The sequence below is a fragment of the Pseudarthrobacter kochi genome, assembly GCF_055412805.1.
This window is the reverse complement of the sequence record NZ_JBVAYV010000009.1, coordinates 1-26,325: the sequence shown is the minus strand read 5'-3', so window position 1 is coordinate 26,325 and position 26,325 is coordinate 1. Positions and strand designations below refer to the sequence as shown.

Genomic DNA, 26,325 nt, shown 5'->3' with positions numbered 1-26,325 from the left:
CGCGTTCCTTCGTGTCAGACAAGAATGTCGAGGGTGGTTTGGGGGCCGTTCAGGATCCGGGCGGTGCGCAGGGCGTCACTGTCGGCCAGGGCGTCCCAGCGGTGGCCGGGGCGCGGATCACCCGGGCCGTGGCGGTTGCCCGGACCGGAGCCGGAGTCCCGCCCGGCGCCTTGCCCGTCCGGGTCCGGGCCGGTTCCTTCCCGGGCCGTGTTTCCCGGGCCGTTGTGCTCGGAGACGTCGAGGCTGGCCCCGAAGCCGGCATCGGCGAGTTCCTTACGGAGTTCCGGCAGGATCCCGCGGATCGCCTCGCGTCCGGCGTCTCCTGGGGCGAAGAGCTCGATCCGGACTCCCGCGGCGTCGATGTGCGCCCGGACCGTCATGGGGCCCAAGTCCTCGGGGTTCACCTGCAGGGTCATGATGTGTTGCCCGTGCGGAGCCCCCGCCAACGTGAAGAGGGGCTTAGCAAGCTGCGGCTGGAGCGTGGCGGCAGGCTGGGTCGTTGCCTGGGTGGCCGGCTGCGGGGCAGGCGCGCCCGCCGCCGCCGTCGTCGGCTGGTTTGCCGGCGGCGTGGCGGCCGCTGCCACGCCGGCCGCTGCCAGGGCGTCCGCGGGTGCAGCGGCGGGTGTGTTCTCGGTACGGGCGGGGCCGGAAGCCTTCCCCTCGGCCGTCGCGACGGCGGCGAACCCGGTAGCGGCGCCGACGGCCGCCACGGCGGCCACGGCGGGAGCCGGCGCTGCCGGAGCTACTGGCGACGACGGTGCCGCTGCCGTTGCAGCAGCAACGCCCTGTGAAGGCGCGTCGCCAGGGATAGCAGTGGAAGCTGCGCTCTGGAGACCGTTCGCGGGCGTCCCGAGCGGAGCGGCGGTACCTGGTGCCGGCCGCTGAGCGCCGGACGGCTGTGCGGCGGACTGCTGTGCCGCGGCGGCGTGGGCAGTGGCCGCACTTCCGGGCTGCATGCCAGGGACCTGTTCGGCCGCGGCTGCCGCCGCGTTCGTCGGTTGCGGAGCCACCGCAGCCGGGGTGGTTCCGGTCCGGAGTGCTCCGGGGATTGCGAGGCGGGGATCTGGTCCGGGCGTTTCTGCCACACCGGCCACACCGGCCGAAGCGGCTGCGGCGGTCGCTGAAAGCTCGTGGGCGCCGGTGACTGGAAGGGTAAGTGCCGCTGCCAAAACGTTCTGCTCAGTGCCCTGGATGCTGGCGGTCACCTGCGCGGCGCCGGAACGGCTGTCGGCAGACTGCGCAGCGCCCTCGTCCGGCTGTGCAGAATCGGCGTCGGCGGTCGTAGAGGCGTCACGTGCGGGGTCGGCGTCGGGCGTCTTGCCCGGAAGGACGCTGTGGACGTCGTTGAGGACGGCGTCGAAGGAGCCCGCGTCCGGATTCGCTGGCTCGGACCGCGGCCGTACGCCCTGCTGGGGACCCCTGGCCTGGACGGGCGAGGTCAGCGCGGCTGAAAGATCCATGCCTTTCATGAGGCCCCTCCTGCCGGCACCATCCGCCGGATGGACGTCAGGTTGGAATACTGCTCCCAGGCGTCGCGGATCTGGATGGTCTTGCCGGGGACCGGCGCGTCAATGGCCTTGCCGTTGCCCAGGTAGATGGAGATGTGGTCGCCGCCGAAGCTCACCAGCAGGTCGCCTGGCTTCGCCTCGGCCAGGGACGCCACCGGCGTGCCCTGGCGCATCTGGTCGCTCACGACGCGGGGAATCTCAATGCCGAGGTCCTTGAACACCCGCTGGGTGAAGCCGGAGCAGTCCATCCCGGTGGCGGGGTTGGTTCCGCCCCAGACGTAGGGCACGCCGATGTACTTCTTCGCCATGGCGACGACGTCGGTCCCTGTTGCGGCGCCGGCCGCGGGTACGGTGCCGGGCGCGGTGAGGCCCTTGAGCGCGCTGACCGCCGTCGTGCTTCCCAGCCCCAGGCTGTTGGCGAGCGAGGAGATGTCGGTTCCCGCGGTCCCGCCCAGTGCGGCGGTCAACGCCTCGGTGAAGGATGCCGCGTCGCCGCTCCCGGTGCCCGTGGCCAGGGATGTTGCCGCCGCCGATTTCATGGCGGCGATATTGGTCTCGGCTGTCGTGGGGCGGGTGAGCTCGGTGATCATCGACTGGATGCCCTGCATCCGGCCGATTGCCTCGGTCATGCTCATGACCTCACCTCCTGCTCTTCGCGGTGCCAGACGGTGGAGGCGATCTCGTCCAGGGTCGATTGTTCGGCACGCAGGTCCGCGGTGTGGACCTCTTCGTCGTGGCGGGCCTGCAGCTTCTCCAGGCCGACGGAACGGGTGCGGGCGGCGATGAACTCCTCGCGTGCGGTGGCTTCGTCGGTCTCCGCGATCCTCGAAAGGGTCTGCAGGTCCGCGAGCATGCTGTGGGATGAGGACCGCGCTGCGGCGACGGCCCGCAGGGAGGCGGAGCTGGAGATCGGCGCATCGCCAGAGGCCAGGTCGCGGCGTGCAGCGGCTTCCCGGGCCCGCACGGAGCTGGAACGGGAGCGGGCGCTGGCCAGTCCGGTGGCTGCCTGGTCCTGCTGGATCTGGCGCAGGCGCAGGAGCCCTGCCAGTGAGAATTGGCGGTTCATGCTGCTGCTCCCAGGATCGAGGTGAGGTGGTTGAGCCGTTGCCAGGACTCGGGGTGGGCCGTTGATTCGTCCATCGGCTGCTGCAGGAAGGTGCTGACGTCCTGTTCGTGGTTCAGGGCCGCATCGACCAGCGGGTTGGTGCCTGCCTGGTAGGCGCCGACGTCGATCAGGTCCTGTGCGGCCTTGCGGGCTGCCAGAACGCGCCGCAACGTGGCCGCCGCTTCGAGGTGCGGGCGGGAATTGACCTTGGTGGCAACTCGGGACACCGAGCCGAGCACGTCCACCGAGGGGAAATGCCCGGTGACGGCCAGTTTCCGGTCCAGGACGACGTGGCCGTCGAGGATCGAACGGGCTGCGTCGGCAATCGGTTCGTTGTGGTCGTCGCCGTCGACCAGCACCGTGTAGATGCCGGTGACTGAGCCGGTCTCGGCCGTGCCGGCACGCTCCAGCAGCCGGGCCAGGATGGAAAAGGTCGACGGCGGGTAGCCGCGGGTGGCGGGCGGCTCGCCGGCGGAGAGGCCGATCTCGCGCTGGGCCATCGCCACCCGGGTCAGGGAATCCATCATCAGGACCACGTCCTGGCCCTTGTCCCGGAAGGATTCGGCGATCCGGGTCGCGGTGAACGCTGCACGCATGCGCATCAGGGCCGGTTCGTCGGAGGTGGCGACCACAACGACGGAACGCGCCAGCCCGACAGGGCCGAGGTCGTCCTCGAGGAACTCACGGACTTCACGGCCGCGCTCCCCCACGAGGGCGATCACCGAGACCTCCGCGTCCGTGCCGCGGGCGATCATGGAGAGCAGGGACGACTTTCCGACGCCGGAACCGGCGAAGAGTCCCATGCGCTGGCCCTTGCCGAACGTGGTCATCGTGTCCAGCACCCGGACGCCGGTCTGCAGGGCGGTGTCGATACGGGCGCGTTTCATGGCATTCGGGGCTTCGTTGTCGATGGGCACGCGGGGGCCGCTGTTGAGAGGACCCTTGCCGTCGATCGGCCGGCCCAGGCCGTCAATGACCCGGCCGAAGAGTCCGGCCCCTGTGGGGACCATGACTGCGCCGCCCTTGGCCCGGACGGGATCGCCGGCCGCCACGCCGGCCAGCCGGCCCAGCGGCATACAGCGCACCGAGCTGTCCAGTGCGGCGACCACCTCGGCGTCCAGTCCAGGGTTCGAGCCCACGGTCACCAGGTCGCCCAGGGCGCAGTCGAGTCCGGACACTTCAAGGCCCAGCCCCATGACCGAGGTCACGACGCCGACCCGCTGCGGGGCGGCGGCACGCAGTGCCGCGGCGTAGTCCGCGCCCATGGGACGCCACTCGGCGATCACCGCTGGTCCCCCGGCGCATTCGCTCCCCGGCCCTGGTCGCCCAGAAGCGCTTCGCGGGCCCGCGCCAGGGCGCTGCCGAGGCTCGCGTCGAGCCAGCCCTGCTGGTATTCGACCCTGGCGTCGCCGCGGTTGAGCGACGCGTCCGCGTGCAGCGGCAGGCCAGCCGGCAGGTCCTGGCCTTCCTTGGCGAGAACCTCGATGTCGGCCGGGTTCAGCCGGATGGCCAGCACTGTGGCGGCGTCGTTTCCGGACAGGGCCCGGTCCAGCGCGGCGCGGGCCGTCCTGGTGCCGTGCGCCAGTTCGTAGCCCAGGATGGCCTCGGCGAGTTCCAGGGCGGTCCGGGCGAGGACCTCCTCGGCGTCGTGCAGGGCCTGGACGTTCCGGTGCGCGAAGTCCGTGCGGGCCACGGCGAGGGCCCGGACCGCACGGTCGAGGTCCTGCTGCCCGGAGGCGAGCGTGGCGGCCTGCTCGGCTGCCATGCGGTCCCGCCAGCGGCGCTGTTCCTTGGCCGCGGCACGGACGCCGGCGGCGTAGCCGGCAGCGTGCCCTTCGGTGTAGCCTGCCTGTTCGCTGGCAGGTCCGCTCGCGCGCAGCGAGGGGAAGATGATCCGGGCCGGGCCGCTGTCGGTGGCGGTCCCGTCAGTAGACATAGTCTTCTTCGTCCCCGCGCTGGATCGTGATCTGGCCGTCGGCCTCAAGTTCGCGGATGGAGCGGACCACGGCGGCACGGGCTTCCTCGATCTGGGAGGCGCGCAGCGGACCGAGGGCGGCGATCTCGGATTCGAGGATTTCCAGGTTGCGGCCGGACACGTTGGTGGTGATGGTCTCCAGGACGGGCTCCGACGCGCCCTTCATGGCCACAGCCAGCACGGAGGCATCGAGCCCGCGCAGGACCAGCTGCACATCGCGGCGTTCCAGCTTCACGACGTCCTCGAACGTCACCATCTGGGCGCGGATCTCCACGGCGAGGTCAGGATCCAACAGGTCCAGTCCGTCCAGCACGGAGCGTTCGGTGCCGGCGTCGGTCCGGTTGATGATTTCCAGCAGCGGCTGGATGCCGCCCACCACCTTGGAGGCCTGCTGCGAGACGGCCGCGCCGCCGCGAAGTTTGAGGGTGTCGGCCACAATGCCGATGGCCTCCGGCGCGCCGGAACCCATCGTCGCGATGCTGAGGGCGACGTCGGCCCGCAACGAACCGGGCAGGCCGGACATCACGGCGGAGGCCTTGCGCGGGCTGAGGTGCGCCAGGACCAGGGCGATGGTCTGCGGCAGTTCGCCGTCGATCAGGGCGAGGATCTGGACCGGTTCGATGTCTTCCAGGAATTCAAAGGACTTGCCGGCCATGTTGACCGTGAGCCGGTTGAGCAGGCCGGCGGCCTTCTCCGACCCGAAGGACGCTTCCAGGAGGCCCTCGGCCAGTTCACGGCCGCCCCGGGCCTGCCGGGGACTGGACATCGCGGCTTCGTGGAAGTCCTTCATGATCTGCTCGGCGACCTCGGGATCCACTCTCCGGAGCCGGACGATCTCAGCGGCGATGTCCTCGGCCTCGGCGTCGTTGAACTGGGCCATCACCTTCGCGGCGTTGGCCGGGCTCATCTGCATGAGGACGACGGCGACCCGCTGGGTGCCGGTCAGGGTCGAATCCGCGAGTTTCATACCGGCTGCCTGTCATCCATGAGGCCGCGCAGGTAGTCGGCCGCTTTCTCCGGGTTGGCGGCAACCATGTTCTCGATCTCGAAGCGGCGGCGCTCAGCCTCCACCTGGGCGGGCGGCGGAGGCAGCGGCGGCAGGGCCGTGATCGGGATGGCCGACGTCTCAGGCGCCGGGGGCAGCGCCGTGACGGTCGGCATGACCGGCATCATCTCCAGGTCGAGGCGTTCGCCGAGATCTACCGGTTCGCGTTTCTGCCGGCGGCGCAGCACCATCGCGATGACGAGGGCCAGAATCAGCAGGCCCAACAGGATGCTGCCAGCCGTGATGAGCGTTCCGAAGAACGCGGACTGCTTCTGCGCTTCCGCCTCGGCTTTGGCGGCATCGAGGGAGGCGGCGGCCTGATCCGCGGCGGCGGTGCTGAACGGCACCACTTCCACGGTCACGACGTCGCCCCGCGCAGTGTCGATCCCGGCGGCGGCGGTGACCAGCGAGGTCAGCGAGCCCAGGTTCAGCCCGCCGGCCGCGGACTGGTTGACAGCCACGGAGATGGTCTGGCGTTTGACGGCGCCGGGCGGAATCACACGATCCTCGGTGACCTTGTTGACGGCGTTGTTCTTGGTGGCCGTGGAGGAGTCGAAGCTGCCGTTTCCGCTGGTGCCGCCGGGAACGGCGATGTTGTCCGGTCCGAGGACGCCCGCGGCGCCTCCCCCGGTTCCGGTGTACTTCTCGGTCTTGGAGGACTCGCTGAGCGGCAGGGCGCCCTGGGCGTTGGAAAAAGTTTCGCTTTTCTGCTGGGCGGATTCGCCCGTGACGTCCGCGGCCACGGCCACGGTGGAGTTTCCGGGGCCCACCACGCGGTCCATGACGGCCCTGACGGCGTCGGAGGTGCGCTGCTGGTAGTCGGTTGCCTGCTTGGACGCCGATCCCGCCGCACCGGCGCCGACGGCGGAGAGAACGTTGCCCTGGGAGTCGACGACGGAGACGTTGGCCGGCTTGAGGTTTTCGATGGCGGCGGAGGTGAGGTGGACGATCGCCTGCACCTTGTCACCGGAGAGTGTGGAGCCGGGGGCGGTTTCCACGAAGACGGAGGCCGTGGTGTCCGGGGTCTTGGAGACGAAGACGGTCTTTTCCGGAATCGCGAGACGGACGGCGGCGGTCTTCACACCGTCCATGGCGGAAATGGTGCTCGCCAGCTCGCCTTCGAGGGCCCGCTTGTAGGTGACGGACTGCTGGAATTCAGAGGACGTGACACCCATCTTGTCCAGCAGCGAGTAGCCGGTGGCGGCGGCCGTCGGGAGCCCCGCGGCGGCGGCCTTGAGTCGCTCGTCGTAAACCTTGGCCTCCGGCACCAGGATGGTGGAGCCGCCGTCGCTGAGTTCGTAGGGGACGTTGTCCTTGCGCAGCTGCTCCACGATGCCGTTGGCGTCGGTGTCCTTGAGGCCGGAGAACAACGGAGTCATGGTGGGCTTGGAGAGCCAGGCGGACAGGGCGATGATGCCGACCACCAGCAGGGCCGCACCGATCACGGCGACAGTGCGCTGGCCGGTGGTGAATCCTTTGAGGCCTGATCCAAAGCGCTGGAAGAAGCCGGTGATCTGCGGTGGCATCAGGCCTGCATCCTCATGATCTCGTTGAACGCGTCAACGCCCTTGTTGCGAACGGTGGCCACAAGCTCGAGGGTGATCTGGGCGCGGCTGGCCGCGATGGTGGCGTTGTGGATGTCGTCCAGGTTGCCGGTGACGGCAGAGACGGCGAGCTCTTTCGACGTCGACTGCAGCTGCTGGAGGTTGTCCACCGCACCGGTGAGCGAGGCGCCGAAGGCGGAGCCGTCAGTGCCGCTGGCCGCGCCGGCGCCGGAAAGGTAGTCCGTGGGCATAACGCCCTGGACGGGGGCGATGGGGGAAACAGGCATCAGGATCGTCCAATCTCAAGGGCAGCCAGGTAGGTCTCACGGGCGCGGTCCACAACCTGTGCGTTGGCCTGGTAGCCGCGCTGGGCGATGATGAGGGCGCCCATCTGTTCGGCCATGTCGATGTCCGGGTACTTCACGTTGCCGTCGGCATCCGCGAGGGGGTGGTCCGGCTGGTAGACGATCCGGCCTTCGCCGCTGCCCAGCTGGGTGCTCTTGACGTAAACGCCGGTGCCCTCGGAACCTTCGGCGGCCTCCACGTACCTGGCCTGGAAGGCGGGTCCGTTGGTGCTGGAGGCGTTGTTCATGTTGGCAAGGTTGTCCGAGACAGCGTCGAGCCATTTGCGGTGCACCGTCAGGGCTGAGCCGGCGATGCCGATTGCGTCAAAGGTCATTAGTTGGTCCTCATCGCGGCGCGCACAGCGTTGAATTCCCCGCCGATGGCACGGGCGGCGAACTGGAAACGCAGCACGGTGTCGATGTTGGAGAGGGTTTCGGTATCCAGGTTGACGTTGTTGCCGTTCAACTGGGTGGGCTCGAGCGACGTGCCCGTCGTGGCGCCAACCGTGCCTTCACCGGACTTCACGGAGTCGGCCAGGGCTGCCTCGAAACTGACACGCTTCGCGTGGTAGTTCGGCGTGTTGACGTTCGCGATGTTGTTCGCGATGGCGCGCTGGCGCAGCGCGAGGCCGTCCATGGCGCTGGCCAGGGCGGCGGAAGTCACGGATTCGAGCACAGGGTCCTGCCTGGGAAAGGTGGGGGTGGCCGATCCGTGGCCTTTAAACGAGCGATCCGTGCTCTATCAGTGGTTATCGGCACTGGTCAGCCGCGCGTTAGCAGAAAATATGAAACTATTTGGCATGTTTTTCTGCCGGGTGGCCTGCGGACTCTGACGGCTCTTCCTAAGGGACAGTTCAGCCGTTCACGTCGAGGTAGACAGCGCCGGAGGGATCCCCGACGCCGGGAACGGAGGAGACGGCCTGCAGTTGCTTGGCGACGCCCGTCCGGGCTTCTTCCAACCTCTTGGCGACGCGCTCCTGGGCGGCGGACAACGCGAGGGCGCGGCGGCGGGCAACGGCCGGCAGCGGTCCAGGAAGCACCGGCGGCTGCCAGCGTTTCTCGGCGTGGGGCTCCACGCCGGCCTGGGGTGCGGCGGACAGCGGGCCAAGCGGGTCCTTCAGAGTGCGCTCGGCGGCGCCCACGGCCATCTCCAGTACATCCAGGATTGCGGTCCAGGCTGCCAGTGCGGTGTCCGCAGGCGACGTCAGGGTTGATTCGGAGTGCTGGATGCCGGCTCCCCCTAAGCCGGTCTCCACATCCGTCTGGTTACCCAAAGCCGAGGCTCCCGCCACCTGTTCCGGGCTGGGTGTTCCAGGCGCCCGCTGCGGCAGGACCTGTGGGGGCGGCGGCCCCGAAAGCGGGAGACGCGGCTGGGGACGGGGCGGGAACGGCAGCAGCGGCGTCGTGCCAGGCCTGGCGCAGGGGTTCCAGGAGTTCGATTGCCTCACGGGTCAGCGCCGGATCGCGCTGGATGTTCGCGTTGACCAGTGCGGTGAAAGCGTAGTTGTACAGGCCAAGGAGGCCGTCGGCGCCGTCCCAGGCGTCCGTCTTGAGCGAGGAGATGAGTTCGGCGATGATGGCCTGGCCGTGCAGGAGGTTCTCCGACGCGACGGGCCAATTGGCCGACTGTTGCGCGGATTCCGCCCGGCCGAGGTCCAGGAGAAGACGGTCGTAAAGCATGGTGAGCAGCCGGGCAGGCGGAGCCGAGAGGACGGAATCTGCCAGGTACTGGTTCCGCTGGGCGGCACTGCCGTAGCCGTTACCGAAAGACATGGTGCTCATGCTGAGGTACTTCCTGAAGAAAGGCCGCCGAGCTGGGCGGTGAGCCAGGACTGCTGGGCCTTCATGTTGCTGAGAGCCACTTCCAGGCCGGAGTAGGTGCGCTGCAGCGTGGCCTTACGGGACGCGAGCCGGGTATCCCAGTCGCTGATCCGGGTGGCCAGGTCGCGGACCTCTGACTGCTGTCCGGTGATCTTCTGGGTCAGGGTGCCGTCGTATTTGTCCGAGGCGGCAGTGGCGGCGGTGGCGATGCGGCCGGCGATTTCCTGGACCTTGGCCGCGGTGCCGGCCGGATCAGCGGCCAGTGCGGCTCCAAACTTCGTCGCGTCGAACTCCATGGCGCCGGTCTTGGTGATGCTGATGCCGATTTCCGACGGCGACCGCGGCGGGGTGCCCACCGGCAGGGATGCGGCGGAGAGGATGCTCTGGTTCACGGAGCGCACCGCGCTGTCGCTGGCGAAGATGCCGGCCGTCGTCGATGTCCCGCTCGTGTTGGTGGTGCTGGTGACGGCGGTCTTGCTGGCTACGAGGGAGAAGATGCCGTTGGCGCCCGACACGAGGTCGGAGGCGAGCTTGGTGATAGCGGCGTCGTCCCGGGCCACGGTCAGCGTGACGGGGGCGGCGGTGACTTCTTTGGCAGTGAGCGTCACGCCGGGCAGCACATCGGCAAATACGTTTGTCGAGGATTTGATCGTGGTCTGTGCGGTGGGACTCGTCGGCCAGAGGACGAGCTCAGCGTCCTGGGCGGTCTTGACATCCGTGAAGGTGGTTCCGGGATCGCTGATGGTGAACGCACCGGCAGCGCCGGACTTCGTCGCGGTGAATTGGATCCGGAAGTCGCCGCCGCCGACGTCCACCTTAGTTGCCACGACACCTGCACCCGCCGCATTCACCTTGGTCACGACGTCGTCAAGGTTGCTGGGGAGCGGCTGGATCGTGTAATCCTTGCCGCCGCTGTTGATGGTCATCGTGGTGTAGGGCCAGCCCGTCACGGCGTTCACCTTGGGCGTGACCGCGACTTGGGTCTGGGCGAGCTTGGTGACCTGGAAGTCGATGGAACCGGCCTTGGCGGCAGCCGTGGTGGTGGCGGTGACCTTGTCGCTGCTGGTGGTTGCGGTGTTGAGGTCCAGGGCGCCGGGCTTGGCCGCAGCGGTGGCCTGGGTGGCGAGCGCAGCAACCTTGCTGTTGAGCCCCTGCAAGGCCGACACCATGGACTGGAGGTCCTGTGACTTGTACTTGAGCAGCGTCTGCGGGATGGCCTCAACCTGCATCACGGAGCTAATGAGCGCGGTGGTGTCGAGCCCGCTGGCCAGTCCGTCGAGTGAGATTCCCATCGCTGCCTCTCATTGCTGCAAATGACTGCTGGTGCCTGTGTTCGGAAATTCAGATGTTGCGCGTAAGGGCCGGACGATGGATATCTCGCATCGTCCGGCCCTTCCGCAGTGTCTTGATCGGGATTAAGTCTTCGTCCGATCAGGGTGGCAGTCTCGTTACCGGACTACCGAACTGCCGTAACCGGTTTAGCGCAGGAGCGAAAGAACGCCCTGGCTGGACTGGTTTGCCTGGGCCAGCATTGCGGTGCCGGCCTGGGACAGGATGTTGGCCTTGGTGAACTTGACCATTTCCTGAGCCATGTCGACGTCAGCGATGCGGGACTGAGCGGCCTGCAGGTTTTCGCCGGCAACGTTCAGCGACTTGATCGTGTGCTCGAGTCGGTTCTGGGAAGCACCCAGGTCCGCACGGGAAGTCGAGATGTTCTTGATCGCCTTATCGATGTTCTCGATGGTCGTCTGTGACGTGGTGGCATCTGTCACCGTGAACCCGGCTGCGGCCGTGCCCACTGTTCCACCAACAAGGGTTACTACGTCGGTGAGAGCGGTCTTAAGGTCCGCGTTCTTGACGGTGATCTGCGAAGTAGCATCGCCCTCAGCGCCGACCTGAATCTTCAGCGTGGCGGGCCCGGCAGTTGTTCCAGCCTGGAAGAGGTTGATACCGCCGAAGTTGGTCGACTCGGAAATGCGGGACAGTTCCGCCCCGAGCTGGTCAGCTTCAGTCTTGATGGCGGTACGAGCATCAGTGTTGTTGGTGTCGTTGGCACCCTGGACCGCGAGGTCACGCATACGCTGCAGGATGGAGTGAACCTCGGTCAGGGCGCCTTCAGCGGTCTGGATTACGCTGATGCCGTCCTGGGCGTTGCGGGCCGCCTGGGCCGAGCCGGTGACCTGCGACTTCAGGCCCTCGGAGATGGACAGGCCGGCTGCGTCATCGCCGGCGCGGTTGATGCGCAGGCCGGTGGACAGCTTCTCCAGGGACTTGGAGAGGTCGTTCTGGGTGGAGTTGAGGTTGCGGTAAGAGTTGTTTGCCGCGAGGTTGTTGTTAATAACGAAGCCCATGATGTTTCCTCCGTGAGTGGGACTGTAAGCGAGGGCCCATCCGTGGGCCTTCAGGAGTAGTTATCGCACTTTGAGAACCACAGGTAAGGAGAATTGCAAAATAGTTTTTCAACTTCGCTTTCACACGACTTCCGCTTGTTGTCAGCTGTATTCCTTCTAACGGATCCCGCTCCCCTGCCGATAGTTTCTACGAACCCTGCTGATGGCTGCAGCCGACTCCTTATGCACTGCACGCCCGGCATCACCGCTTTAGTCACCTTTGAGGGAGCCGTCCGGAACATGGCCATCCACGAACTTTCAGCCCTGCTGTGGCGGGAGCGTGAACTCCTGGACGTTCTCACTTTCAAGCTTGAGGAAGAGCAACTGCTACTCACCGCCGGCAAGTCCCGCTGGCTGCCGCACGGTACCCGGGAAGTCGAACAGGTTCTGGGGCACCTCTCCCAGGCGAGCCTGGCCCGCACCATTGAAGCGGCCGTCGTCGCCGAGACCTGGGGGCTCCCCACAGACGCGTCCCTGGCAGAGTTGGCCGCCGCAGCCCCGGAAGGCGCCTGGGCCGAGATTCTGACGGCACACCTGACCGCGCTAACCCGGCAGACCACCCTCATCAAGGAACTGCGCGACTCCAACGAGCAGTACCTGCGCACCGCCGTCCGCTCCACCCAGGAGTCGCTGGCCGACCTGCGGCCGGCAGCCGGCACCTACGACGCGCACGGCAAGACCGGGGAATCCGCCGGTTCCCGCATCTTCGACAAGCAATTCTAAGGAAGCGACCTTGAGCACCTTCGGCGCCCTGAACACCGCCTACCGTGGACTGACCGCAGCCCAGCAGGGCATGAACGTGGCCGGGCAGAACATCGCCAACGCCGCTACCGAGGGGTACACCCGGCAGCGCGTCGAACAGTCGTCGCTCGCGGCCCCCGCGCGGGGCCTCTTCAGCGGCGGACTGTTGCAAGCCGGCCAGGGCGTGTCAGTGAACGCGATCTCCCGGCTCGGCAACAGCTTCCTCGACGGCGGCGTCCGCTCGACAGCTGCCCAGGCCGGCTACGCCAGTGTCCGTTCCTCCGCCCTGCACGGCATCGAAGGCATCCTTCAGGAACCAGGCGACAACGGCATCTCCACCGCATTGCAGGGTTTCTGGTCCGCGTGGCAGGGTGCCGCGAATCAGCCGGACAAGTCCGGGCCCAAGGGACTGCTGCTGAACGCCGCCAACTCCGTGACGGACAAGATCTCCTCCGGATACAAGGCCCTCGACTCGCAATGGAGCAGTGTCCGTGGCCAGGCCCAGGACGCGGTGACTGCCGTCAACGCGGCAGCCACCCAGGTTGCCTCCTACAACACAACCATCCGCTCCACCCTTGCCTCCGGCGGATCGGCAAACGAACTGATCGACGCCCGGGCCAAGCTCACGGACCAGATCGCCGGCCTCGCCGGCGGCACCGTCCGCGAACAGGCCGACGGCACCGTGGACGTCCTGGTCGGCGGCAACGCCCTCGTCACGGGCGGATCCGTGCGGAGCCTGCAGCTGGCAGGCGCAACGGCCATGGCTAGCGCCGCCACCGACGCGCCGCGCGTCGAATGGACCAACCCCGGCGGCATCGCAGCCCTGGACGGCGGCGAACTCGCCGGCTCCCTCTCCGTGCTTGCACCGGCGGACAAAGGCGGCGCAATTGCCCAGGCAGCCGAGTCCTACAACGCTTTCGCGACCGCCCTCGCTACGGCGGTGAACACTGTCCACCAGTCCGGCGTCACCGGTACCGGCGCCACAAACGTCGACTTCTTCACCACTACCGGCACGGGCCCCGCGGCGCTGAGCATTTCGGGCCCCACCAACATCGACAACGTCGCGCTCAAAGCCTCTGCGGGCGGCGCCCTGGACACCAGCATCGCGGACAAGATCTCGCAGCTCGGCACCGGAACCGGTTCGCCGGACAAGTTTTGGGCGGGCATCGTGACCAACATCGGGGTGCAGTCCCGTGGGGCCCAGCAGCACGAGGCCCTCACCACGGCGGCCCAGGCCTCCGCCCTCACCGGGCGTGCCTCCCAGGCCTCGGTAAGTCTGGACGAGGAAAACGTCAGCCTGCTCACCAACCAGCACGCCTACCAGGCCGCTGCCCGCGTGATGACCGCCGTCGACGAAGCCCTTGACGTCCTGATCAACCGCACCGGATTGGTAGGAAGGTAAACCCATGCTGAACCGCGTAACAAACCTGACCATGAGCGCGAACGCCCAGCGGACGCTGCAGACCCAGCAGTCCCGGCTGGCCGAGCTGCAGGAAAAAGCCACCACACTCAACAAGATCTCCCGCCCCTCGGACGATCCCGCCGCCACTGCAAAGGCGCTGGAGACCCGCTCCCTGCTCGCCGCCAACGCGCAGTACGGCCGTAATATCGACGACGGAAACACCTGGCTTACCGCGGCGGATTCCGCGCTGGAACGGGCCACCAACGTGATGCACAAGATCAAGGACCTCACTGTCCTGGCAGGTAACGGCACCCTGCCGCAATCCGGCAAAAACGCCATCGCCAACGAGCTTGATGCCCTGAACACAGAGCTCGTCTCGATCGCCAACACCAAGCACCTTGGCCGGAACATCTTCGCCGGGAACTCCGACAAGCCCGAAGCCTTCAGCGACTCCATGCCCCCCGTCTTCAACGACGCAGGCCTCAGCCCGGTCGAACGTCGCTTTAGTGCGACCCAGACTGTTCGTGTCGACGCCGACGGCCAGAAGATCTTTGGCAGCGGGCCAGACTCCGTCTTCAACTCCATCAAGTCAGTTGCCGATTCGCTAAGGGGTGGAACGGCCCCCACATCGTCGCAACTAAGCGACGTGGAGACTAGATTTATCAGCATCGTCGACGGACGTGCTGAAGTAGGAACACGCCAGGCGCAGCTGGAACGCGCAGGCAAGGTCAACACAGAATTGGAGGCCGCCTTGGACGCCCAGCGGACCGGCATTGAAAAGGCAGATCTCGGCAGCGTCATCATGGATCTGAAGCTTCAGGAGACCAACTACCAGGTGGCCCTGGCCGCCACGGCCCGGGTCCTGCAGCCCACGCTGATGGACTTCCTGCGATGAACACGCCTGTGGCTGACGCTCCCGTCACCAACACCCCGGTGACGTTCACCGCCCCCATGCCGGGCCTCGAGAACGTCCAGGACTTCACGCTGCGCAGCGTCGAAGGCGCCGCAGGTCTCTACGCACTGGAGGCCGGATCGCCCAGTCCGGTCCGGCTCTTCCTCGCGGACGCCGCCGTGTTCGTCCCGGGCTACGCCCCGCCGGTTCCCGAGGCCACACTGCAGGCCCTGGAACTGGAACAGCACCAGGACCTTCATGTTCTCGTGGTGCTCAACCACTCCCCCCAAGCAACCACTGTGAACCTTATGGCCCCGATTGTGCTGAATCCGGCAGCCCGCCGTTGCGCCCAGCTGGTCCTGGACGGCCGGGAATACCCGCTCCGGGCGGACCTTAATTCGCTTTAGCGATGCGCCTGGACGCCGTGCCTCACCAGAAATGCGCGACGTCGATCACGAGCCGTGAGCCTGTGTCCGGCCCTTCCAGGGTGAACACGCGGAACGGCAACCGGGCCCTTACCCCCAGGCCAAGGCTGGAATACCCCTCGAAGCTGCCGGCCCACGCCACCTGCCGGAACGTCTGGTAGCCGCTGACGTCGGTCAGTTCAATCGGGTTTGCCGGGTTATAGGTGGCATTGCCGTTGTCGTCGTAGGCCGGGGCGTTGACCGTGACCTGGAGGAACGCCTGGCCCCGTAGCGGGATTGGCAATCCCGAGCCGTCCTGGCTCACCTGCGGCACGTAGCGGACGGTGTAGCCGCCGACGGGCCCGTTAAGGTCAATGACCAGGCGGTCGAAGCAGTAGTGCTGGCCGGTGCGGACGTTTGTCAGCTTGGCTTGGCTCAGCGCCGGTTCCGCTTTGACCAGCGACCCCCACCCCAGCCCGCAATAGGGAGCCGCTGATGCGGGACCGGGCGCCACAAGCCCGGATCCAACCGCCATCAGGATAGCTATCAACCACACCCCGAACTTCTTCATGTGGGCCCCCTAAAGAGATGAGATAGCTTCAGAATAGGAGCATTTCGGGGCTGAATCGAGGGGCCTGCCGGATCGGCGCCCAACCGTTAGGCTGCGCCGCGCCCGGTCACAGGACCGTTGCGCCGGCGTTTTCCGCCTGTTTAGGATCCCGCCGGTTGGAGAAGTCCCGGCGAAACGGCGAAACGCCGGTTCCCTTGCGGGAGCCGGCGTTTCGCAGTGCCTTGCTGTCTTGCTATGAAGTGGTGGTGCGCGGTGGAAGGTCCCCTTAGCCTTCGCAGTCGCGGCAGTACTTCATGCCGTTCTTTTCCTTGGCCACCTGGGACCGGTGGCGGACCAGGAAGCAGGAGGAGCAGGTAAATTCGTCGGACTGCTCGGGAACAACAATGACGGTCAGTTCCTCGCCGGAAAGATCGGCGCCGGGAAGGTCGATGCCTTCAGCCGTGTCGTTCTCATCGACGTCGATGACAGCAGTCTGCGCGCCGCCGCCGCGGGACGCCTGAAGGGCCTCCAGCGACTCAGCGGGAGACTCTTCTTCTGTCTTGCGTGGTGCGTCGTAATCGGTAGCCATTTGGGGGTTCACTTTCGTTGCTGCGCAGCGCCATTTCAGGCACCTCAGTGAAGCAGTTTAGGACATTATGCACGCAGTTGAAGAATAGTGTGGCCAATCCGACACTTTGCGTCGGACAGTCCCCCCGCAGCCCGCTCAGGTTACCGGCCAGACGATGAGCGTCTTCCACTTGGCAGGGTCCGGCTCCGCCGCCGGGTCGCTGAGGTAGTACTCCCACATCGCGTTCCCAGGCGTCAGGCCGTCGGCCTGCATCTTCCCCATAATCGCCCCGTACGTTTCGGGCAGAGTCTCGTACGGTCCCACGTGCATCGCCTCAAACGCCCGGCCAGCCGGGAGCGTCCCCGCGGTCACCCCGCTGTCCCCGCCGCCGGGGAAGGGCGCCGCCACGGGAAAGCCCGCCTCGACGTCGACGACGTCGGTCGGCATTCCCCAGTACATGGCGAAGGGCGGCCCCGCCAGCTGGACGTGCTGCTGTTCGGCCGCGCTCATCACCAGGCGGTAGGCGCGGCTGAAGAACTCGCGCAACTCCTTCATGGGAACGGTCTCCCGCAACACCGCCGTCGGCTGCTCCTGGAGCTGCGTGGATTTGATGTCCGGAGTCCTTTCCGGATTCGTTTCAGTCATACGCCCAGACTCCGCCGTGCGGATTCCGTGGACTAGGGCCTAACGTCCCACAGGCCGCGTGACCGGTCCTTGGAGAAGGCTGGTCTGGGTGGAGCAGCTCCGACGGCGCCGTTACCTTCCGGGGCGCTTTTGAACATGATTCCTGCCCCTGGGCCCACTGTCAGCGGCGTGTCCGTGTCAAAGGGCCCCCGGACCGCATCCGACGGGCGAAGGTGGGGGCGCCCGAGTCCGGCAGCACCTTCAAGGCAAACAAAAAACCGCGCCGCCACCAGGACAATTTCCAGTGACTGCGCGGTTTCTTACCCGGGCCCCCTGTCGGATTCGAACCGACGACCCCCGCTTTACAAGAGCGGTGCTCTGGCCAACTGAGCTAAGGAGGCATTCCTGTGCGCCGGCCGGAGCCGGACCGCCACAGGCGGCCAGGCGCCATGGCGCTAGATAAGGTTAGCCCACGGATGCCCGGGGATAAAAACAGGCCCGGCTCCGGAAGAATCCGGAACCGGGCCCGCAGTTTTACTGTTGGGCGCTGCCGCTTACTGCTTGGCGTCGATGGCGGCCTGAAGGAATTGCTCGAACGGGGTCTGGGCGCTGTCGCCCTTGCCCCACTGCTTGCCCTCAACCAGGACGGTCGGCGTTCCGGTCACACCGATGGCCGCCGCCTGCTGCGTCATGTATTTGACCCACGGGCGGTAGGTCTTCCCGTCCACGCAGGTGTCGATGCTCTTGGCCCCGAGGTCGGTCGCCATCTTCTTCAGATCCGCATCGGAGATGCCGGCGCTGCCTTCAGCGGGCTGCTTCTCGAAAAGCATATTGACGAAGTCTGCGTACTTCTCCGGCGATTCGTTCACAACACACGCTGCCGCGTTGGCCGCGCGGGAGGAGTAGTTGGTGGTGGAGCGGGTGTCGAGGAAGCCCAGCGGACGGTATTCCACGCTGATCTTGCCTTCGTTGCGAAGGTTGGTGAGGGTCTCGTTGTACTGCGTCTCGAAGTTCTTGCAGACGGGGCAAATGAAGTCGATGTAGAGGACCACCTTGACCGGCTTGCCCGCCTCAGCGTCGGCGCCGGGCGCCGTAATCTGTGCCGGCGGGGTGGCCGGCGCGGAGGGCAGATCAGCGATCCTGACGGTCGCAGGCTCGGTCTTCGCCACCTCGGAGTTGGCCAGCAGGGTGACGCCGCCGTAGACGTTGCCGTTGGCGGGGGTGGGGCCCTCGTCGGCAACCGGGGCGTTTTTCTGGATGTTCGAGGTGACTACTAGCGCCACCACCACAATGATGGCCACGACGGCGGCAACGATGCCCCAGCCGATCAGCAGCTTGTTGCGCTTTTCCTTCTTCAGCTGCGCCTCACGGATTTCACGGGCTTTCTCGCGGGCCGCGGCAGTTCGCTCTGATTTGGACTGACGGGGTTCGTTGGCGGGGCTCATTGGTTCCTCGGGTCGATCGGCCGGTGGTCTCCACTGCGTGGCAATTCATTATTTTAGGGGAGAAAACTGGGAAGTTGCGCTTTCAACTTTCCCTCCCGCCTCCCAACGGACGAATAGCACAGAAGATTCCGCCGGGCTAGGGTGGATGGGAGCCACGAGCGAACCCCAGGGGGCACCAATGCAGGCAACCGAACACGCCGAATCGGACCGAGATTCCGACAGCAAAGCCGCGCACGGCGCCAGCGACACCGATCCGGACGCGCAGTATGACTTCATGGTGGTCTCCAACCGCCTGCCAGTTGACCGGTGCGCCCCGGACGAGCCCGGGTGCGAGGACGGCTGGCGCCGCTCCCCCGGCGGCCTCGTCACGGCACTGGCCCCCATGATGACCAAGACCGACGGCGCGTGGGTCGGCTGGCACGGCGCCCCCGATGAGCATCTCCAGCCCTTCAGCCACGGCGGCATCGACCTCGTCCCGGTCCAGCTGAGCACGCATGACATCGAATTCTTCTACGAGGGCTTCTCCAACGCCACGCTCTGGCCGCTCTACCACGACGTGATTGCCCCGCCGGAGTTCCACCGGACCTGGTGGGACTCCTACCGCAAGGTCAACCGCCGGTTCGCCGACGCCGTCATCCACCACGCCAACCCCGGCGCCACTGTCTGGGTCCAGGACTACCAGCTCCAACTCGTCCCCAAGATGCTGCGCGAGGCCCGTCCTGACCTGAAGATCGGGTTCTTCAACCACATCCCCTTCCCGCCGCCGGAGATCTTCGCGCAGCTGCCCTGGCGCCGCGCCATCATCGACGGGCTGCTCGGCGCCGACCTGGTCGGATTCCAGCGCAGCAGCGACGCCGGCAACTTCATGCGCTCCGCCCGCCGCTTCCTCGGCGCCAGCGTCAAGCAGCAGCAAGTCCACGTGAAAGGCAACGACGGCGAAACCACCCACATCGCCCGCGCCCAGGCGTTCCCCATCTCGATTGACGTCCAGCAGATCAGCAAACTTGCCCGGGATCCTGCAATCATCGAGCGCGCCCGGCAAATCCGCCAGGACCTCGGCAACCCTAAGACGATCCTGCTCGGCGTCGACCGCCTCGATTACACCAAAGGCATCCCGCACCGGCTCAAGGCCTACGAGGAACTCCTGGCGGACGGCAAAGTGACCGTGGAGGATGCCGCACTGATCCAGGTCGCCAGCCCCAGCCGGGAACGGGTGGAGCACTACCGCCTGCTGCGCGAAGAAGTCGAGGGCACCGTCGGCCACATCAACGGCACCTATGACACGCTGCAAAACACCGCGGTCCGCTACCTGAACCACAACTACCCGATGGACGAGATGGTGGCGCTGTACCTGGCCGCGGACGTTATGCTCGTCACCGCACTGCGGGACGGCATGAACCTCGTGGCCAAGGAGTATGTCACGGCCCGGACCAACAACGACGGCGCCCTGGTGCTCAGCGAGTTCGCCGGTGCCGCAGACCAGCTCAAGCAGGCCCTACTGATGAACCCGCACGACATCGACGGCCTCAAGGACACCATCATGAAAGCCGTTAACATGCAGCCGGCAGAGGCCGCGCGCCGGATGCGCTCGATGCGCAAGCAGATCCTGGACCACGACGTCGATCGCTGGTCCTCCGACTTCCTGAACGCGCTCGAAGAAAAGGTAATCCGCGATGACTCCTGACCTCTCGCCCGGGCAGACCCCGCTCTCGCTTTCCCCGGACCTGCTCGAGGCCCTGCGCCGCATCGCCGCGACCGAGAACCTGCTGGTCGCGATGGACTTCGACGGCACCATGGCGCCCCTCGTGGACCACGCCGGGGATGCCCGGGCCCTCCCCCGCTCGGCTGCGGCGTTCGCCGCGCTCACCGAACTTCCGCGAACGACGACGGCCCTCATCTCCGGGCGCGCCCTGGACAGCCTGCGGGCGGTCGCCTTCCCCCCGGAGAAGACCCTGCTGATCGGAAGCCACGGCGCCGAAGTCTGGATGGGAACCGGGTCCGCGAAGCTGGAACTCGACGACGCCCGCCGGCAGCTGCTCGCCGAGGTCCGGCATGAGCTGGAGGGCATCGTCGAGGTGGCACCGGGTACCCTGCTGGAGGACAAGCCTGCCGGCGTCGTCCTGCACACCCGCCTCGCCGCGGACGACGTCGCAGAGGACGCCGTGGCCGCGGCCCGTGCCGTTCTGCAGGACAAACCCGGTGTCTTCCTCAAGAGCGGCAACCGTGTACTGGAAAGCTCAGTGGTCCACGCCTCGAAGGGTGAAGGCATTGCCTTCCTGCGCCAGGCGACCGGTGCCACGGCGACCGTCTTCGCCGGCGACGACACCACCGACGAGGACGCCCTCGCCAGCCTGCTCCCAGGAGATCTCGGGGTGAAGGTGGGCCTGGACTTCACCCAGGCGCAGTTCCGGGTCGAAGCCCCGGCGCACGTTGCCGAGCTGCTGGAGGCCCTGCTGCGGGAACGGAAACGCACCCTCGGCCTGTGAGCCCTAGCTCATCCCGGGACCCCTGTAAGCCGAATCACGTGTGACATCCGTAACTTTTTGGCCCATTCATCAAATATCTGACATACTCTGGTTGTGATGTGGCGCACAAGTACCGTGCGGCATCATTGGATACTCCTCGGCTTCGGCCGGGGAGTATGCGCACGATCAGGTGCTGACAACTGAATTAACAACTGAACAATAAGACCATTCACTACGGATCGTCCGGCACGTACCTGCCGGTGAAGGGATTGATAACTGTGGCTACAGTTACATTTGACAACGCAACACGTCTGTACCCGGGCACGGATAAGCCTGCGGTTGACAAGCTCAACATCGAAATCGCCGATGGCGAATTTCTGGTCCTCGTTGGACCCTCCGGCTGTGGAAAGTCGACCTCCCTGCGCATGCTCGCAGGTCTTGAGGACGTCAACTCCGGCCGTATCCTCATTGGCGACCGCGATGTCACCGACATGCCGCCCAAGGACCGCGACATCGCCATGGTGTTCCAGAACTACGCCCTGTACCCGCACATGACCGTTGCCGACAACATGGGCTTCGCCTTGAAGATCGCCGGCGTCAGCAAGGAAGAGCGCGCGGAGCGTGTCCGCGAAGCAGCCAAGCTCCTGGACCTCGAGCCGTACCTGGACCGCAAGCCGAAGGCCCTTTCGGGCGGCCAGCGCCAGCGTGTTGCCATGGGCCGCGCAATCGTGCGTAACCCGCAGGTCTTCCTCATGGATGAGCCGCTGTCCAACCTTGATGCCAAGCTCCGCGTGCAGACCCGCACGCAGATCGCGTCCCTCACCCGCCGCCTGGGCGTCACCACGGTTTACGTGACCCACGACCAGGTCGAGGCCATGACCATGGGCGACCGCGTCGCCGTGCTGAAGGACGGGCTGCTGATGCAGGTCGACACCCCGCGCAACCTGTACGACAAGCCGAAGAACGTCTTCGTCGCCGGCTTCATCGGCTCCCCTGCGATGAACCTGCTCGAACTGCCGGTCGTCGACGGCGGCGTGCAGTTCGGCGGCACCGTCTACCCGGTTCCGCACACCGTCCTCGAAGAGGCCAGCGGCAAGACCGTTACCCTCGGCTCCCGGCCGGAGGACCTTGAGCAGGTTGCCCAGGGTGAAGGCCTCCACGTCGAGGTCGACGTCGTCGAGGAACTCGGCGCCGACGCCTACGTCTACGGCCACACCACGCTGGACGGCACGAGCCACGACATCGTTGCCCGCGTCGACGGCCGCCGCCCCCCGATGAAGGGTGAGTCCATCTGGGTCCGCCCGCAGTCGGGCCACGTGCACCTGTTCGACACCAAGACGGGCCTGCGCCTGGGCGACTAGCCCCACCAACCGCACCACCGCGCGACCGACGGCGGTCCTCCCTACTGGAGGGCCGCCGTCGGGCTTTAACATCCCTGGCAGCACCCGTTCGTTAGGGCAGCCGCCCTCAGTACGGAAGAATTGGCTCATGACCGAGGAAAACAGCGCCCAGTGGCACGACGAACCAACCGACTACGGTCAGATCGGCAAGCTGCCCAGGTTCGAGGCCGCCAGCGCCAATGACAGCAAGGCCGTGGCGTCGAGCTCGCTGAGCATCACCGCCGCAGCCACCGAGCCGGAGCTCCTGGACCTTCCCTGGCACATCGCACTGGAGGACTGGCCGGCGGAATTCCTGGCCGCACTCCCCCGCGGCATTTCCCGCCACATTGTGCGCTTCGCACACCTCGGCGGCTCCGTCATTGCCATCAAGGAAACCTCGGAACACGTGGCCCGCCACGAGTACCACATGCTCCGCAAGCTCGCCCGGCTGGACGTCCCCTGTGTGGAACCGGTCGCCGTCATCACCGGCCGCACCACCCCCGAGGGCCGGCCGCTGAACCCCGTGCTGGTCACCCGGCACCTGAAGTTCTCCATGCCGTACCGTGCCCTCTTCTCGCAGATGCTGCGCAAGGACACCCTCACGCGCCTGATCGATGCCCAGGCCCTGCTCCTGGTGCGGCTGCACCTGATCGGGTTCTACTGGGGCGACGTCTCGCTCTCGAACACGCTGTTCCGCCGCGACGCCGGCGCGTTCGCCGCTTACCTCGTGGACGCCGAGACCGGCGAGCTGTATCCGGACCTCTCCACGGGCCAGCGCGAATACGATCTGGAGATCGCCCGGGTCAACATCGCCGGTGAACTCATGGACCTGCTCGACGGCGGCCTCATTGAGGAAAAAGTGGACCCCGTGGCCACGAGCGAACTCATCATGGACAGCTACCGGCGTCTCTGGACCGAGCTGACCGAGAAGGAATCGTTCGAGATCGGCGAACGTTGGCGGGTGGCGGCACGCATCCGCAAGCTCAACGAGCTGGGGTTCGACGTCGAGGAATACGCGATCAAAACGACGCAGAACGGTTCCACCATCCAGCTCCAGCCCAAGGTGGTCGACGCCGGCCACCACCAGCGCCGGCTGCTGCGCCTGACCGGTCTGGACGCCCAGGAAAACCAGGCCCGCCGGCTACTCAACGACATGGACACCTTCCGCGCGGACAACAATCCGGGGATGGATGAGGAGTATAGCGCCCACCTGTGGGTCAGCCAGATCTTCGAACCGATTGTCCGTTCCATCCCCCGCGACCTGTCCGGGAAGCTCGAGCCGGCCGAGGCTGTGCACGAGATCCTGGAGCACCGCTGGTACATGTCCGAGAAGGAGAACCGGCACATCCCGCTGGCCGAGGCCGTGCAGTCCTACATTGACTCCGAGCTCCGCCACCGCCGGGACGAGGCGGCCATCATGCTGAACCCGGACACGGAACTGCTCAAGATCCTGGAGGTCGAAACGGAGGAATCCCGCTACGGCGCCGATGCGTCCGACGACGAATACCCGGACTCCGACGACTAGACCGCGCCCCGACCCAACTGGCTCGCAGTTAAGGCCGTTTTCAGCGCTCAGAACGCCATTAACTGCGGGCTAGTTGGGTGAGACGGAAGCGGCGCGCGCTAGATGGCTTTGCCGGGGTTCAGGATGCCGGACGGGTCGAACAGTTCCTTGATCCGGCGCTGCAGTTCACGCACGGGTTCCTTCTGTTCCAGCCCGAGCCAGCGCAGTTTGTACTGGCCGATCCCGTGCTCCCCGGTGATGGTGCCGCCGATGGCCAGGGCCACGGTGATGGATTCGTCCAAAGCGGCCCCGAGCCGCGTCATGGCATCCGCGGCCACGGTCTTGTCCACCCGGTCTACCCAAAAGGTGGGGTGCAGGTTGCCGTCGCCGGCGTGCGCCACCACCTTGAGCTTGACCTGGTGCGAGGCCGCCATGGTCTCGAGGGCTTCCACATAATCGACCAGCCGGGAGCGCGGGACGGCGACGTCCTCGCCCACGCGGTATTCGTCGTCGACCTCCACACCGCGGCTGTTGCGCCGCAGTTCCACCAGCTGCTCCGCTTCCGCGCTGGCTTCCATCGTGACGACCGCGCCACCCGCCACAAGGACGGGCCGGATCGCGGCCGCCTCCGCCGCTGCGCCGAAGCCGTCGGTCTGGATCAGCAGCAGGGACTGTCCCCTGGAGGCGAGGTCCGACCCGTGGACCTCATCGAGCTGGGCCAGGGTTCCGCTGTCGAGCAGCTCCATGATGGCCGGCTGTACGCGCGCCGTTCCCACGGCGAGGACACCTGCCGCGGCGCTGCGGAAGTCCGGGTAGAAGGCAGCGATCGTGTGCACGTCCTGCGGGAGGTACTTGAGCCGGACGGTGATTCCGACCACGATGCCCAGCGTCCCCTCGGAGCCGACGAACAGCCCGGTGAGGTCGTAGCCGGCGACGCCCTTGAACGTCTGGTGGCCGGTGTGGATGAGCGAGCCGTCCGCCAGCACGACGTCGAGCGCCAGCACCGAGTCGCGGGTCACCCCGTACTTGGCGCAGCGCAGGCCGCCGGCGTTTGTGGCCACGTTGCCGCCGATCGTGGACAGCTTGAAGCTGGCCGGGTCGGGTGCATACATGAGTCCGTGGACTGCGGCGGCGGTGTTGAGGTCCGCGTTGATGACCCCGGGCTCGACGACGGCCGTTTCGTCATCGGGGCTGAGGTCCAGGATGCGGTTCATCCGTTCCAGGCTCAGCACGATGCAGCCCTTGCTCGCGTGCGCACCGCCTGAGACGCCGGTCCCGGCGCCGCGGGCCACCAGCGGGACCCCGTGGGCGGCGCAGGCGCGGACGGTGGCCTGGACGTCGTCGATCGACTCGGCCCGGACCACGGCCTGCGGAAGCTGGTAGTCCAGCACCGGCGCCTGATCCACGGCATAGGCAGCCAGCGTGGGGCCGTCCAGGGCGACTTTCGCCGGGCCCAGGGCAGAGGTGAGCTCATCGATGATGCTCATGCGGTCTCCGATTCGTCGATTCCGGCCTTCAGTCTAAGCGGCGGCTCCGTGGAACGGCCGACAGCAGTGTTCGCAGCGTCCGATGAGATGGCGATCGGCACGATTCTTGCCGCCCGAGACTTCGGACTCCGCGTGCCCTACGACTTGTCAGTGACCGGCATTGACGGCCACGAACTGGGTGAGGTTTTTGGCCTCACGACGATTGACCAGGGCGCCCTGGCTCCGTGGCTGTCCCTTCGTTGCCGCGTTCCTGCCCAGTTGATCGATCCGGCACCTCGCGATTACGGCGGGCAAGTCCTCTAATCCGGGGAAGCCGCGGGGTGGCAGGTGCTTGTGAGCACAATAACTGGGCGGGAGCGCTTCCCGCCGTAGTCCAGGAACCTCAGGCGTCGGCCCCACCCATGAAACGCACGAACCGGTCCAGCACTCCCGGCCATCCGGCGGCATAGTCCGCGCGTGTTGCGGCGGGATCCTCGGCACCCTCCCACCCGCTGTGCACGAGGCGAAGTTCCGTGCCGGCCTCCACTGCCCGGAACGCGACCCGAAGTTCGGTGGACCAGACGGCGGAGGAACCGGGGTGCCAGCTGGCGTGGAAGGACAGCGGAGGCTGCCAGTCATCGATGGAGCCCCAGATGGCCGTCCTGCCGTCGTCGGAGGTCTCCAGGATGAGGTTCTCTTCGAATTCCACGTAGGACCCGGCACCGAAGACACCGTGCTCCTCGAGCGGCCACCAGAGGTGCGTGTGTTCTGTGAAGCCCACAAAGGCCCGGGCGACTGCGCCCGGAACAGCGACGGTGTAGACGACGGGGTCGAGCCCGTCCGCTGCGGCCGGCTCTGGCGTCCCCGCGGTGTCAGAGGCAGCGTGGCTGAAGAGGTTATCCATGGGCACCAACTCTACCCGCGGCTTATGCTCCGTCACGATCTGAGGGAGGGTTGACGGCTGGGCCGCCGGTTGTGCGGGAGGGTTGCGCATCTTCCGGCCGGAGGTGAGGGAGGGTCCGGTGTGGTGGGTGGTGGTTTGGGGGTTAAATGCGGGAGGACCCCCAACTGTGTTGGGGGTCCTCGACCGTTTAATGATGTTCCGGCGGTGACCTACTCTCCCACACCCTCCCGGGTGCAGTACCATCGGCGC

At 66.7% G+C, this 26,325-nt stretch carries 28 protein-coding genes, 1 tRNA gene and 1 pseudogene; 9 read left to right on the top strand and 21 right to left on the bottom strand.

Annotation, left to right across the window (positions count from 1 at the left end):
* Positions 1 to 14 precede the first annotated feature (14 nt).
* From ACZY0Y_RS06915 to ACZY0Y_RS06850, 14 genes are all read right to left on the bottom strand, one after another.
* Positions 15 to 1,469, bottom strand: coding sequence for a flagellar hook-length control protein FliK (locus ACZY0Y_RS06915; RefSeq protein ID WP_463957197.1), 1,455 nt, complete (start codon positions 1,467 to 1,469; stop codon positions 15 to 17).
* Complete coding sequence (locus ACZY0Y_RS06910; protein WP_463957196.1) at positions 1,466 to 2,143, bottom strand: C40 family peptidase; 678 nt, start codon at positions 2,141 to 2,143, stop codon at positions 1,466 to 1,468. Before ACZY0Y_RS06910 ends, ACZY0Y_RS06915 begins: the two co-directional genes overlap by 4 nt.
* Positions 2,140 to 2,574: a flagellar FliJ family protein gene (locus tag ACZY0Y_RS06905; protein ID WP_463880987.1), complete on the bottom strand. Its 435-nt coding sequence runs from the start codon at positions 2,572 to 2,574 to the stop codon at positions 2,140 to 2,142. The genes ACZY0Y_RS06910 and ACZY0Y_RS06905 overlap by 4 nt, the downstream gene beginning before the upstream one ends.
* Positions 2,571 to 3,899, bottom strand: a complete 1,329-nt coding sequence (locus ACZY0Y_RS06900; protein WP_463880990.1) for a FliI/YscN family ATPase — start codon at positions 3,897 to 3,899, stop codon at positions 2,571 to 2,573. Before ACZY0Y_RS06900 ends, ACZY0Y_RS06905 begins: the two co-directional genes overlap by 4 nt.
* The gene (locus tag ACZY0Y_RS06895) at positions 3,896 to 4,549 is read right to left on the bottom strand and encodes a FliH/SctL family protein (protein WP_463957195.1); all 654 of its coding nucleotides are present in this window, start codon (positions 4,547 to 4,549) and stop codon (positions 3,896 to 3,898) included. The genes ACZY0Y_RS06900 and ACZY0Y_RS06895 overlap by 4 nt, the downstream gene beginning before the upstream one ends.
* Positions 4,539 to 5,555 (bottom strand): flagellar motor switch protein FliG, encoded by a 1,017-nt coding sequence (fliG, locus tag ACZY0Y_RS06890; protein WP_463957194.1) that lies wholly within the window; start codon positions 5,553 to 5,555, stop codon positions 4,539 to 4,541. Before fliG ends, ACZY0Y_RS06895 begins: the two co-directional genes overlap by 11 nt.
* Positions 5,552 to 7,159, bottom strand: a complete 1,608-nt coding sequence (gene fliF, locus ACZY0Y_RS06885) for a flagellar basal-body MS-ring/collar protein FliF (protein ID WP_463881000.1) — start codon at positions 7,157 to 7,159, stop codon at positions 5,552 to 5,554. Before fliF ends, fliG begins: the two co-directional genes overlap by 4 nt.
* Positions 7,159 to 7,464 carry a flagellar hook-basal body complex protein FliE gene (gene fliE, locus ACZY0Y_RS06880; protein WP_463881003.1) on the bottom strand — a complete coding sequence of 102 codons (306 nt, stop codon included), beginning with the start codon at positions 7,462 to 7,464 and terminating at the stop codon, positions 7,159 to 7,161. Before fliE ends, fliF begins: the two co-directional genes overlap by 1 nt.
* Complete coding sequence (locus ACZY0Y_RS06875; RefSeq protein ID WP_024366495.1) at positions 7,464 to 7,856, bottom strand: flagellar basal body rod protein FlgC; 393 nt, start codon at positions 7,854 to 7,856, stop codon at positions 7,464 to 7,466. Before ACZY0Y_RS06875 ends, fliE begins: the two co-directional genes overlap by 1 nt.
* On the bottom strand, positions 7,856 to 8,197 hold the full coding sequence (locus tag ACZY0Y_RS06870; protein ID WP_160667731.1) for a flagellar basal body rod protein FlgB: 342 nt from the start codon (positions 8,195 to 8,197) through the stop codon (positions 7,856 to 7,858). Before ACZY0Y_RS06870 ends, ACZY0Y_RS06875 begins: the two co-directional genes overlap by 1 nt.
* Before the next feature lie 178 nt (positions 8,198 to 8,375).
* Positions 8,376 to 8,795, bottom strand: a complete 420-nt coding sequence (locus ACZY0Y_RS06865) for a hypothetical protein (protein WP_463957193.1) — start codon at positions 8,793 to 8,795, stop codon at positions 8,376 to 8,378.
* Positions 8,788 to 9,303, bottom strand: a complete 516-nt coding sequence (locus ACZY0Y_RS06860; RefSeq protein WP_463957192.1) for a flagellar export chaperone FliS — start codon at positions 9,301 to 9,303, stop codon at positions 8,788 to 8,790. Before ACZY0Y_RS06860 ends, ACZY0Y_RS06865 begins: the two co-directional genes overlap by 8 nt.
* Positions 9,300 to 10,634: a flagellar filament capping protein FliD gene (gene fliD / locus ACZY0Y_RS06855; protein ID WP_463957191.1), complete on the bottom strand. Its 1,335-nt coding sequence runs from the start codon at positions 10,632 to 10,634 to the stop codon at positions 9,300 to 9,302. The genes ACZY0Y_RS06860 and fliD overlap by 4 nt, the downstream gene beginning before the upstream one ends.
* A gap of 186 nt (positions 10,635 to 10,820) precedes the next feature.
* On the bottom strand, positions 10,821 to 11,693 hold the full coding sequence (locus ACZY0Y_RS06850; protein WP_463957190.1) for a flagellin N-terminal helical domain-containing protein: 873 nt from the start codon (positions 11,691 to 11,693) through the stop codon (positions 10,821 to 10,823).
* Positions 11,694 to 11,972: 279 nt separating this feature from the next.
* On the opposite strand from ACZY0Y_RS06850, the gene ACZY0Y_RS06845 reads away from it, so the two are divergent.
* Genes ACZY0Y_RS06845 through ACZY0Y_RS06830 form a run of 4 tightly spaced genes read left to right on the top strand, consistent with a single transcriptional unit; the run spans position 11,973 to position 15,174 of the window.
* Positions 11,973 to 12,455 carry a flagellar protein FlgN gene (locus ACZY0Y_RS06845; RefSeq protein WP_463881014.1) on the top strand — a complete coding sequence of 161 codons (483 nt, stop codon included), beginning with the start codon at positions 11,973 to 11,975 and terminating at the stop codon, positions 12,453 to 12,455.
* Between the two features lie 10 nt (positions 12,456 to 12,465).
* The gene (flgK, locus tag ACZY0Y_RS06840) at positions 12,466 to 13,875 is read left to right on the top strand and encodes a flagellar hook-associated protein FlgK (protein WP_463957189.1); all 1,410 of its coding nucleotides are present in this window, start codon (positions 12,466 to 12,468) and stop codon (positions 13,873 to 13,875) included.
* A 4-nt stretch (positions 13,876 to 13,879) separates the two neighbouring features.
* A complete protein-coding gene (flgL, locus tag ACZY0Y_RS06835; RefSeq protein WP_463957188.1) occupies positions 13,880 to 14,770 on the top strand; it encodes a flagellar hook-associated protein FlgL in 891 nt (296 codons plus the stop codon).
* A complete protein-coding gene (locus ACZY0Y_RS06830) occupies positions 14,767 to 15,174 on the top strand; it encodes a flagellar assembly protein FliW (protein ID WP_463957187.1) in 408 nt (135 codons plus the stop codon). Before flgL ends, ACZY0Y_RS06830 begins: the two co-directional genes overlap by 4 nt.
* Positions 15,175 to 15,196: 22 nt before the next feature.
* Here ACZY0Y_RS06830 and ACZY0Y_RS06825 read toward each other — a convergent pair whose 3' ends face one another.
* From ACZY0Y_RS06825 to ACZY0Y_RS06805, 5 genes are all read right to left on the bottom strand, one after another.
* Positions 15,197 to 15,742: an AMIN-like domain-containing (lipo)protein gene (locus tag ACZY0Y_RS06825; protein WP_463957186.1), complete on the bottom strand. Its 546-nt coding sequence runs from the start codon at positions 15,740 to 15,742 to the stop codon at positions 15,197 to 15,199.
* 265 nt (positions 15,743 to 16,007) lie between these two features.
* Positions 16,008 to 16,310: a DUF4193 domain-containing protein gene (locus ACZY0Y_RS06820; protein ID WP_056424304.1), complete on the bottom strand. Its 303-nt coding sequence runs from the start codon at positions 16,308 to 16,310 to the stop codon at positions 16,008 to 16,010.
* A 135-nt stretch (positions 16,311 to 16,445) separates the two neighbouring features.
* Entirely contained in the window at positions 16,446 to 16,934 is a 489-nt protein-coding gene (locus ACZY0Y_RS06815; RefSeq protein ID WP_463957185.1) for a GyrI-like domain-containing protein, read from the bottom strand.
* A 306-nt stretch (positions 16,935 to 17,240) separates the two neighbouring features.
* Positions 17,241 to 17,314: transfer RNA gene (locus ACZY0Y_RS06810), tRNA-Thr, on the bottom strand.
* A gap of 153 nt (positions 17,315 to 17,467) precedes the next feature.
* Positions 17,468 to 18,358, bottom strand: coding sequence for a DsbA family protein (locus tag ACZY0Y_RS06805; protein WP_463881030.1), 891 nt, complete (start codon positions 18,356 to 18,358; stop codon positions 17,468 to 17,470).
* 274 nt (positions 18,359 to 18,632) lie between these two features.
* On the opposite strand from ACZY0Y_RS06805, the gene ACZY0Y_RS06800 reads away from it, so the two are divergent.
* The 4 genes from ACZY0Y_RS06800 (at position 18,633) to ACZY0Y_RS06785 (ending at position 23,727) form a co-directional block, all read left to right on the top strand.
* Positions 18,633 to 20,042, top strand: a complete 1,410-nt coding sequence (locus ACZY0Y_RS06800; protein WP_463957239.1) for an alpha,alpha-trehalose-phosphate synthase (UDP-forming) — start codon at positions 18,633 to 18,635, stop codon at positions 20,040 to 20,042.
* Positions 20,032 to 20,844, top strand: coding sequence for a trehalose-phosphatase (gene otsB, locus ACZY0Y_RS06795; protein WP_463957184.1), 813 nt, complete (start codon positions 20,032 to 20,034; stop codon positions 20,842 to 20,844). The genes ACZY0Y_RS06800 and otsB overlap by 11 nt, the downstream gene beginning before the upstream one ends.
* A gap of 257 nt (positions 20,845 to 21,101) precedes the next feature.
* Positions 21,102 to 22,184, top strand: a complete 1,083-nt coding sequence (locus ACZY0Y_RS06790; protein WP_463957183.1) for an ABC transporter ATP-binding protein — start codon at positions 21,102 to 21,104, stop codon at positions 22,182 to 22,184.
* A gap of 127 nt (positions 22,185 to 22,311) precedes the next feature.
* Positions 22,312 to 23,727, top strand: coding sequence for a DUF4032 domain-containing protein (locus ACZY0Y_RS06785; protein ID WP_463881037.1), 1,416 nt, complete (start codon positions 22,312 to 22,314; stop codon positions 23,725 to 23,727).
* 98 nt (positions 23,728 to 23,825) lie between these two features.
* On the opposite strand, the gene ACZY0Y_RS06780 is transcribed toward ACZY0Y_RS06785, so the two are convergent.
* Entirely contained in the window at positions 23,826 to 25,193 is a 1,368-nt protein-coding gene (locus ACZY0Y_RS06780; protein ID WP_463957182.1) for an FAD-binding oxidoreductase, read from the bottom strand.
* 33 nt (positions 25,194 to 25,226) lie between these two features.
* Here ACZY0Y_RS06780 and ACZY0Y_RS06775 point away from each other — a divergent pair.
* Positions 25,227 to 25,496, top strand: a pseudogene (locus ACZY0Y_RS06775) (substrate-binding domain-containing protein); the annotation flags it as partial.
* A 79-nt stretch (positions 25,497 to 25,575) separates the two neighbouring features.
* Here ACZY0Y_RS06775 and ACZY0Y_RS06770 read toward each other — a convergent pair.
* Positions 25,576 to 26,076: an SRPBCC domain-containing protein gene (locus ACZY0Y_RS06770; RefSeq protein ID WP_463881042.1), complete on the bottom strand. Its 501-nt coding sequence runs from the start codon at positions 26,074 to 26,076 to the stop codon at positions 25,576 to 25,578.
* Positions 26,077 to 26,325 lie beyond the last annotated feature (249 nt).